At 60.6% G+C, this 2,925-nt stretch carries 2 protein-coding genes and 2 pseudogenes; 1 reads left to right on the top strand and 3 read right to left on the bottom strand.

The features are described from left to right. The coding region (locus tag AWB74_RS43865) for an ATP-dependent metallopeptidase FtsH/Yme1/Tma family protein (protein ID WP_143749525.1) at positions 1–956 on the bottom strand (956 nt) is incomplete at its 3' end. Between the two features lie 333 nt (positions 957–1,289). Here AWB74_RS43865 and AWB74_RS48075 point away from each other — a divergent pair. Next, positions 1,290–1,514: pseudogene (locus AWB74_RS48075) on the top strand (hypothetical protein); the annotation flags it as partial. 27 nt (positions 1,515–1,541) lie between these two features. Here the strand turns inward: AWB74_RS48075 and AWB74_RS43875 are convergent. Both AWB74_RS43875 and AWB74_RS48080 read right to left on the bottom strand, forming a co-directional pair. Further along, complete coding sequence (locus AWB74_RS43875) at positions 1,542–1,988, bottom strand: GreA/GreB family elongation factor (RefSeq protein WP_235024952.1); 447 nt, start codon at positions 1,986–1,988, stop codon at positions 1,542–1,544. Between the two features lie 318 nt (positions 1,989–2,306). Next, a pseudogene (locus AWB74_RS48080) lies at positions 2,307–2,925 on the bottom strand (hypothetical protein); the annotation flags it as partial.

Below are 2,925 nucleotides of genomic sequence, written 5' to 3' on the forward strand. Positions count from 1 at the left end.
ACCTGGCGGTCGAAACGGCCCGGACGCAGCAGCGCCTTGTCGAGCACGTCCGAACGGTTCGTTGCCGCAATCACGATGACGCCGGAATTCGCCTCGAAGCCGTCCATCTCGACGAGCATCTGGTTCAACGTCTGCTCGCGCTCGTCGTTGCCACCGCCCATGCCGGCGCCGCGATGACGGCCGACCGCGTCGAGTTCGTCGATGAACACGATGCACGGCGCAAGCTTCTTCGCCTGCTCGAACATGTCGCGGACACGCGCCGCGCCCACGCCGACGAACATTTCCACGAAGTCCGAACCCGAAATGCTGAAGAACGGCACTTTCGCTTCACCTGCGATGGCACGCGCCAGCAGCGTCTTACCGGTACCCGGAGGGCCGACCAGCAGCACGCCGCGCGGAATCCGTCCGCCCAGCTTCTGGAACTTCTGCGGATCGCGCAGGAAGTCGACCAACTCGGACACTTCTTCCTTGGCTTCGTCGCAGCCGGCGACGTCGGTGAAATTGATTGCGTTGTTGTTCTCGTCGATCAGCCGCGCCTTTGACTTCCCGAACGAGAACGCCCCGCCTTTGCCGCCGCCCTGCGACTGCCTCATCATAAAGAACCAGAAGCCGATGATCAGGATGGCCGGGCCGAGGTAGTACAGCGCGGAGACGAGCGCATTCGGTTCATCGTCAGCTTTGCCGCTGACCTGAACGCCATATTTCATCAGATCGCCGACCATCCAGATGTCGCCGGGCGACACGATCTGGTATTTCTGGCCGTCCGCCGGCGTGACCGTGAGATTGCGGCCCTGTACGGTAACGTTCTTGACTTTGCCGTTCTTCGCGTCGTCCATGAACTGCGAATAGGACACCCCTTCCTCGACACGGGGCTTATCGAACTGCTTGAACACCGTAAACAGCACCAGTGCGATCACGAGCCACACAGCCGCCTTAGCGAACATATTGTTGTTCAAAGCACCACTCCTCACTGATAGACGGGCGCCCAATGGAGCCACGTCTTAAATGCATTCTAATCCGGGCGCTCATAGCGTGGGGGATGCTGTTGGCCCCGGCAGCGACAGGCGCAATGGCGCGATCTGGCTGAGATGGTGGCCCGTTGTTGTTCTCTGGTCGAACCGCCGCACAGATGTCTTCGAACGGCGGGGGTGCGCATGGCGAGTCAGCGATTGATCGAAACGTCGCGATTCGACGGCTTCGCCCACTGATGATCCTGCCCGACGCGGACGCCCTTCTCCGTCACGCCGTTCATGTGTCGCATGCTCGCCTCGCTCAGTGAGCGTCTTGGCGACCTGCCAGGCGCCAAGGGCAATCAGGGCTTGCTCGACGTCCCGGAGCTTCGTCTCGCATTCATCGCGTGCGATGGGAATGATCGGCTACTCGTGCTAAATACGCGCACGATTCGCGTGTCGCAGTCCTTTGACGGGGGCGGCGGTCCTGATGTGCTGGCATTCGACTCCGCTGCTGGGACAACCTATGTGGCGGGTTCGCAGGTCTTCCCCACGAGATATCGCTAGTGCCCAGAAGCTGGCGCCAACGCATCAGCCTGAAAAGCGACGACTCTCCGGTTGCAGCAGGATCTTCTCGATGACGTAATGAACCGGCACGCCGCTCGGCGGAAGGCACATGATGACTTGTCCGCAACGCGCACCCAACAGTGCGATGCCCGTCGGCGAGAGAACCGACAGTCGCCCACGCTGATAGTCGGCCTCGCGCGGGTAAACCAGCGTCCATTCATGCGTATCGGTGCCGTCGCTGGTCGTACATTCGACCGTTGTATTCATCGTGACGACATCCGGTGGCATCTCAGCGGAATCGACAAACAGGGCTGTCGCTTCCACGGCGTCCAGAAATGCGCGCTCTGTCGACGACACGTTCAGCAGGCGCGCACATTCCCGAAGTCGTTCCATGTCGGATTCGGACACGACCGGCTGGCCTTCCAGGTCGCGGGTCATGACCGTGACTGAATTGTTCTTGGCAGACAACATGTGTGCCTCCGGCTGGAATACAGGTTACAGATATCCGCGCAATCGCGGTCATTCCATACGTCGAGCCACGAACCGTCCAGGAAAATGAGTCGATCGATTGTTCCGAACTGCCGTATCTCGAGCAACGCGCTGCGATTGACGAATGCACCGGGTCGATCGTCGGGAAACACGACCTGCATCAGGGGAGCGAAGCGCTCGATTATTTCGGTGACGCTCGCATCACTGGACGGCTCCGTCACGTCAAGCCAGTAGACAAGCGCCGCTGTTGGGCTTCCTGCCTTCCGAGCAACAAAACGAAGTGTCTTTTCGCCCGAGAATTCACTCATGGTTATCAACCCAGTCAGCACGTTCCTCTTTCAAAGGCGGTTCCGTGTAGTTCGCCGAGCTTGCCGATGCGACGCGCTCCGCAGCGACTTTCGTGTGCCTAAGGTCGACCCATATCCGTCCCCATCGGATCGCGTACCGTAAAGCCTGTGCGGGGTCGTAGAAATAGTCCAGCGCGTGGAAGCGGCGCGGCGTCCGGCAGCCAGGCCCTTCGATCACAAGATGGGCCGCGTACAACGCACTCTTCACGGGTTCTGCACGGGCCGTCAAACGATAGCCCTGATGTTCGGCCTGACCGCTCAAAGCGGCGATGCGCCTGCCTTGCGCAACGTTCCTCTGCGAGGTCAAGTTGGTCTCGCCACTGGTTGTGACGATGCGTTCCTGCCTGACCTTCGGCGTCTCGTTCAGACGTTTTGTTTGCGTTCTCATGGCTTCTCGATCCTTCGAAGACGATCCCGTCCCGCCGCTGTTCCGTCGCGCGGCTAAGAGGCTGCGCTGGGCAGCGCAACGGATCGCGAGTTCGTTCGGCACGCGAGCGGACGCCCACCACGCAAGTCGTGATGGAGTACCGTCGGTGGTCGACAGAAAGAGGGTGAGCCCGGCTCTCGCTTTA

The organism is Caballeronia arvi (assembly GCF_001544695.2).
Taxonomy (GTDB): domain Bacteria; phylum Pseudomonadota; class Gammaproteobacteria; order Burkholderiales; family Burkholderiaceae; genus Caballeronia; species Caballeronia arvi.